Origin of the sequence: Pedobacter antarcticus (assembly GCF_900103515.1) — a bacterium.
GTDB classification, from domain to species: domain Bacteria; phylum Bacteroidota; class Bacteroidia; order Sphingobacteriales; family Sphingobacteriaceae; genus Pedobacter; species Pedobacter antarcticus.
Genome location: NZ_FNGZ01000018.1, coordinates 25637 through 32597 on the forward strand (window position 1 = coordinate 25637; position 6961 = coordinate 32597).

Annotated in this window: 5 protein-coding genes; 3 read left to right on the top strand and 2 right to left on the bottom strand. The window is 41.3% G+C overall.

Annotation, left to right across the window (positions count from 1 at the left end):
* Positions 1 to 4 precede the first annotated feature (4 nt).
* The gene (locus BLR53_RS19450; protein WP_037437739.1) at positions 5 to 1411 is read right to left on the bottom strand and encodes an anthranilate synthase component I family protein; all 1407 of its coding nucleotides are present in this window, start codon (positions 1409 to 1411) and stop codon (positions 5 to 7) included.
* 206 nt (positions 1412 to 1617) lie between these two features.
* Positions 1618 to 2079, bottom strand: coding sequence for a cytochrome B (locus BLR53_RS19455; RefSeq protein ID WP_316930963.1), 462 nt, complete (start codon positions 2077 to 2079; stop codon positions 1618 to 1620).
* Positions 2080 to 2242: 163 nt separating this feature from the next.
* Between BLR53_RS19455 and BLR53_RS19460 the strand changes: the two genes are divergently transcribed.
* The 3 genes from BLR53_RS19460 to BLR53_RS20115 all read left to right on the top strand — a co-directional run.
* Positions 2243 to 5242: an amidohydrolase family protein gene (locus BLR53_RS19460; RefSeq protein WP_074591844.1), complete on the top strand. Its 3000-nt coding sequence runs from the start codon at positions 2243 to 2245 to the stop codon at positions 5240 to 5242.
* Positions 5235 to 6539, top strand: a complete 1305-nt coding sequence (locus tag BLR53_RS19465) for an amidohydrolase family protein (protein WP_074591845.1) — start codon at positions 5235 to 5237, stop codon at positions 6537 to 6539. The genes BLR53_RS19460 and BLR53_RS19465 overlap by 8 nt, the downstream gene beginning before the upstream one ends.
* Before the next feature lie 151 nt (positions 6540 to 6690).
* Positions 6691 to 6961, top strand: a 271-nt coding sequence (locus tag BLR53_RS20115) for an ISAon1 family transposase N-terminal region protein (RefSeq protein WP_074591846.1), incomplete at its 3' end; no start/stop codon positions are given.

Below are 6961 nucleotides of genomic sequence, written 5' to 3' on the forward strand. Positions count from 1 at the left end.
CATATTAAATGATTTCTTTTGCCATTCCTATGGCTTTACGCAGAGCAGCAATTTTATTATTTACCTCATTCAGTTCATTAACTGCTACAGAATCTGCAACAATACCAGCACCTGCCCTGTAGTGCAACTCGTTATTCTTACTCATAAATGTCCTGATCATAATTGCATGGTTAAATTCACCGCCAAAACCCATATACCCTATTGCACCAGCATAAAAATTTCTGCCTAAACCTTCGTATTCATCCAGTAACTGCATGGCCTTATATTTAGGTGCGCCACTTAAAGTCCCGGCAGGATACGTATCAGCAACTACTTTAAAAGCAGAAACACCGGGTTGCATATTACCGCTGACCTTCGAAACAAGGTGAATCAGGTGAGAATAATATTGCACCTCTTTAAAAGATTTAACCTCAACGCCATTACAGTGTCTGCTCAGATCATTCCGGGCAAGATCGACCAACATCACATGCTCTGCACTTTCTTTCGGATCCTGCTCCAGTTTACGGGCAATTTCGGCATCCTCTTCATCATTACCGGTCCGCTTAAACGTACCAGCTATCGGAAAAATATTTGCCTGCCCTTTATTAATGGTAATCTGGGCTTCCGGGGACGAACCAAAAAGTTTAAAACTTCCATAATCAAAATAGAAAAGATACGGTGAAGGATTTATCGACCGCAGACAACGGTATACGTTAAACTCGTCTCCTTTGAAGCCTTGCTTGTATGCTCTGGAAGGAACTATCTGAAAAACATCACCCCGCAGGATATGCTTTTTCATTTTCTCAACGATAGCCATAAAACCATTATCATCGAGATTTGATTCTTCCTCCCCGATTGTGTCAAAATTATACTCTGGAAAGTTTTTATTTTGAATCAGGTATTCAATTCTTTCCAGATCACCGGCTTCTTCACCGCCAAAACTGTTTTTGAATAAGGTCACCTCATTCTTAAAATGGTCGATAGCGATAATGTACCTGTAGATATGGTACTGCATCAACGGGATAGTCTCCGCCTCAGGCGAAACCGCCGTAAACTTTATATCCTCGAAATGTTGTACCGTATTCCAGGTAAAATAACCAAATAAACCAGTCGATATATAGCGGGAATCTGCTACAGGTTCAGCTTTGAATACAGCTTTAAACGTCTCTATTTCATCAGTCAGAATGAAATCCTCTTTCTCTTCTTTCCTTCCATCTGGGAAATAGGTATTTAATTTACCATCCTGCAGTATCATTCCCGCAACCGGTTCTGCACAAACATAACTCACGGAATTCTCCCTGCTGTGATAGTCTGAACTTTCCAGCAGCAATGTGTTCGGAAATACATCGCGCAAACGCAGATAAACACTCACTGGTGTGATTACATCTGCTAATCTCTTTTTATAAATTGTCTTGATTTCTATTGATTCCATATGGCTGAAAAACAAAAAAACCCGGCGTGTTATACGCCGGGTTAATTATGTGTGGTTTGGTTTAGGTTGATAAACTATAAGGTACACAAGGATACGACGAAACTCTTTGCAGAATCACTACGCCATTGCCAAGTATGTTTATTGTAAATCATGAATAGCAAAAATAGAAATAAATCTAATAAACCAAAATTAATTCGTAAAAAATATTACATGCCAAATAATGAGCGGCTTGGGTCTGCTTTTACCATTGCAAAGATAGCAGCAGTAATCAATAATAGCGCCAATCCGAAGTACATGAAAACCGAACGGTGCTTGATTAAATCTGTCGCAGCTTTCTTAGCCCTTGAGTTACCGACGGTAATTAAGACGATAGCCAAAACCATCATTCCAATATGTTCCATTTTCCAGTAACGCTGCGCAGCAACCGCACTATCGCCTCTGTACCAGTCGTGCATAAAATATAAAACCAAGCCCAATAATAACTGAATATGCGCACTGATCAATGTAAATAAATTCAGTTTACGGTTACCTTCAGTGTAAGGTTTCTTACCTGCATAACCAATGAGTGCATTGACAAATGCAACCAGTAAAAGAATAATTACCAGATAGCGCCATCCAGAGTGAGCGCTTTTTAAGATTTCATAAATACCCATAACTTTTTTCTTCAAAAATAAGGAATAAATCCTGATTTGCCAGCCGGCACCTTTAATTCCAGTCAATATGACCCTAAATCAGCATTATCATACCAATATAGCGTAATAAAGTTGATAGAGAATGCTATAAAATCCTTTTTTAATTAGCTTTAATGTCACTAATCAATCCAACAAAAACATGATAAAAAATCTACTTACGCTCGCGTTGGTATTTTCTGCTGCGCTGGCTTCCGGGCAGCAAACTTATCCGGTGAATGGTTCTTCTGATAACCGTCCGGGAATGTTTGCTTTCACGAATGCCAATATTGTGGTTAATGCCGGCCAGACCATTACCAATGGTACATTGCTGGTAAAAGGCCAAACCATTCAATCAGCCGGGACAGGAATATCTGTACCAAAAGGATATGTCGTTATTGACCTGAAAGGAAAATATATTTATCCGTCGCTGATCGATCCATTTACATCTTATGGGGTTCCTGAAGCACAGGTTACACCTGGCTTTGGCAGACAATCCATCTTCGTTTCTACCAAAAACGGGGCTTATAACTGGAATGAAGCCATCAGACCTGAAACAGAGGTCAAAAACATTTTTACTGCAGACCAGAAAAAAGCAGACGAATTCCGTAAAACAGGATTCGGCAGTGTAAATGTTATTAGCAGAGACGGTATTGCCCGGGGAACATCGGCAGCAGTAACTTTAAACGATGACCGGGACAATAACCTGATCCTTAAAGCGCAGACTGCGGCAAACTATTCATTCAATAAGGGCTCCTCTAAAAACGACTACCCAACTTCTTTAATGGGTGCTATTGCATTATTGAGACAAACTTACTACGACGCGCAATGGTATGGTAAACAAAAGGAAGAATTCAACATCTCCCTGGAAGATTTTAATAAGCAGCAGCAATTACCTCAATTATTTGAAACTGACGGATGGCAGAATGTCCTCCGTGCTTCTGCAATTGCAAAAGAATTCGGAAAACAGTATCTGATTAAATCTTCAGGTGATGAATATCAACGTATTGCAGATGTTAAAGCAACCGGAGCGAGTCTTATTGTTCCTTTAAACTTCACTAAAGCTTATGACGTTGAAGATCCTGTAGAAGCCAAAAACATCAGTCTTGCACAGATGAAAGCATGGGAAATGGCACCATCAAATCCGGCGGCCCTGGAAAAAGCAGGAATCAGGTTTGCTTTAACAGCGTTTGGACTTGACAATCTGAAAGACTTCTGGACAAACTTGCGTAGCGCTATAGCTAATGGACTTACCGAGAAACAAGCATTACAGGCGCTCACAGAAACACCAGCCGCCATGATTGGTATTCAGGATAAAGCCGGATCCCTCGAAAAAGGCAAGCTGGCTAACTTCCTGATTACATCCGGAAACCTCTTCAAAGACAACACAATTATTTATGAAAACTGGGTTCAGGGCAAAAAATTCGTTGTCAGTAAACTGGATGTTAGTGATATCAGTGGCATTTATGCGCTGAAAATCGATGGTGGTGATGCATACACACTTAAAATCAGCGGACAAACTGCTTCACTGGAAAAAGGTACTGAAAAGATTAACGCCAGCTTCACCAGAAACGGAGATTGGGTAACGCTTAATTTTACTCAGACTAAACCAGCAACAGAAGAGATCAGATTAAGCGGATATTTAGCAGAAGCATCACCTGTCATTAAGCTGAATGGCGAAGTAGTAACCTCGACAGGCACCACAGGACAATGGACAGCACAATATACCGGAGTTAATCCGGAGAAAGCAGTTCCAGCTGTCGCGCAGGCATCAGTTACCACAGAGAAAATCATCTATCCATTTACCGCATTCGGTAGTGAAACTGCGCCTAAACAAGAAGCAGTTCTTTTGAAAAATGCGACCGTATGGACTAATGAGAAAGATGGCATCCTGACTAATGCAGATGTATTACTGGAAAACGGCAAGATTAAAGCCGTTGGCAAAGGGCTTTCTGCCGGGTCGGCCAGAGTAATTGATGCAACAGGCAAACATATCACTCCTGGAATCATTGACGAGCATTCTCATATTGCAGCTGCTGGTGGTATAAACGAAGGTGCACAGTCTGTATCTTCTGAAGTTAGAGTTGCAGATGTCATTAACCCGGAAGACGTTAACATCTACCGTCAGCTGGCTGGTGGTGTCACTACGTCTCAGATACTGCACGGTTCAGCTAATGCTATTGGCGGACAGGCACAATTGATTAAATTAAGATGGGGAAAGAATGCGGAAGAACTAAAATTCGCAGGAAGTGATGGCTTTATTAAATTCGCTCTTGGAGAGAATGTTAAGCAAAGTAACTTTGGCAGCGGTTTACGTTTTCCAGTAACCAGAATGGGAGTTGAACAGACTTTCGTGGATGCCTTTACAAGGGCAAGAGAATATAAAAATGCATTGGCAGTAAAAGGTAATAATGTAAGAAGAGATCTTGAGCTAGATGCACTCGTTGAGATCCTGGATAATAAAAGATTCATTACCTGCCACTCTTATGTACAGTCTGAGATCAACATGTTAATGCATGTAGCAGATAGTCTTGGCTTCAAGATCAACACCTTTACACATATTCTTGAAGGTTATAAAGTGGCCGACAAAATGAAAGCTCGTGGTATCAATGCCTCCACCTTCTCCGATTGGTGGGCTTACAAGATGGAGGTCGCAGAAGCGATTCCTTACAATGGAAAAATCATGCATAATGTAGGTATTACTACCGCTTTCAATTCTGATGATGCAGAAATGGCTCGCAGATTAAACCAGGAAGCAGGTAAATCAGTACTATATGGTGGTGTGCCGGAAGAAGATGCACTTAAGTTTGTGACATTGAACCCGGCCAAAATGCTGCACATTGATCAACATGTGGGCAGTTTGAAACCTGGTAAAGATGCTGACATTGTAATTTGGTCAGACCACCCGCTTTCTATTTATGCAAGAGCTGAAAAGACATTCGTAGACGGTATTCCTTACTGGGATATGGACAAAGATGAGCAGCTAAGGACCTCACAGCAGGCAGAAAAATCCAGATTAGTACAAAAAATGATTAGCAGCAAAAACAAAGGAGCAAAAACACAGCGTCCGGTTGCTGAAACACATACTTTATATCACTGTGAATCTATGGAAGATTATATCACAGGCGCTGATTTGACGGAAGGAGCACATAGCCATGAATAAATACGTTACAACATTATTGCTTAGTGGCCTTGCCACTTTACACGCTTTCGGTCAGGCGAACATTTCTCCTGCTCCGAAACAAAATAAAACTATTGTCATTACAGGCGGAACAATCCATATTGGTAACGGTCAGGTAATCGAAAATGGAACTATTGTCTTTAAAAATGGCAAAATCCTGAGCGTTGGCACAAATCCCGCTACAGAGGCAGGCGCAGAAATTATTCAGGCCCAGGGTAAACATATATACCCGGGCTTTATAGCTCCAGTAACAAACCTTGGTTTAACGGAATTTGAATCTGTAAAAGCAACACTGGATTTCAATGAAATCGGTAATATGAATCCTCACATCAGGTCATTAATCGCCTACAATACAGATTCCAAAGTCCCTGCGACGCTCAGAAGTAATGGAATCCTAATGGCCCAGATTACACCAGAAGGTGGCACAATCGCCGGCACTTCTTCTGTAGTGCAGTTGGATGCCTGGAACTGGGAAGATGCATCTATCCGCACCGATGATGCTATACACATCAACTGGCCTGTACCGCCACGTGCCAGAGGTTTTGGTCCGCGGACAGCAATGACTCCACAGGTGATTGAAGAAACCAGACAAAAGGCGGTTAACGATTTACAGCAGTTCTTCGCTGAAGCCCAGGCATATACTACATTGGAAAAACATGCAGTTATTAATACCAGGTTTGCTGCCATGAAGCACTTATTTGATGGGAAACAACAATTATTTATCACCGCTAATCGTCAGAAAGATATAGTAGCAGCTGTTAATTTCGCCAAGTCATTTGGTATAAAACCGGTAATCGTCGAAGCTGAAGAAGCCTATCGGGTCATAGATTTCCTGAAAGCGAATCAGATCAGTGTGATTGTGAAACAGCCGCATGCGTTGCCGTCAAATCTTGATGATGATGTGAATCTGCCGTATAAAAATGCTGGTATCCTGGCAGCTGCAGGAATTCCTGTCGTAATCAGTATAAATGGTTACTGGCAGCAAAGAAACCTGCCTTTCATGGCCGGTACTGCAGCGGCATGGGGAATGGATAAAGAGAAAGCTTTATCGGCAATTACCTTAAATACCGCAAAAGCACTGGGTATAGATAAGCAGACGGGCAGTCTTGAAACAGGGAAGGATGCTACCCTGTTTATTTCGACGGGTGATGCACTGGATATGAAAACCAACCATGTTGAAAAAGCATTTATCCAGGGTCGCTCTATTAACCTGGACAATCTGCATAAACAACTTGATAAAAAATTCAGTGATAAATATAGCGCTAAAGCTGCTGATTAAACCTAAACTCAATAGCGGCTGAAAAAAACAGCTGAAACAAAAAAGGCCTGATACACTTCATTGTGAAGTATCAGGCCTTTTTGGGATCAAGTCAAAAACTTGTGGATCAGTTCTTATATTTTTAGCTTTGTTGCTTTAGATTTCTTACTTGATGCAGGACGGTTACCATTCTTTAATAAGCTTACTATTACCAGATTTTATTCTTGACTTTTTTGAACTTAAGGGAGTTCGGAAAGAAGAAGACGTTTTTCATTTGGACTTGCAGGAAGTTAATACTACTCCAAATGTGCCTGATGGAGAGAAATTACTATCTAAAGGTTTTTTTTCCACCATCACCGTACAGGATTTCCCCATTCGAGGCCACAAGGTATTTCTTCATATCAAACGTCGACGCTGGCTAAATACCAGCACAAACAAGGTTG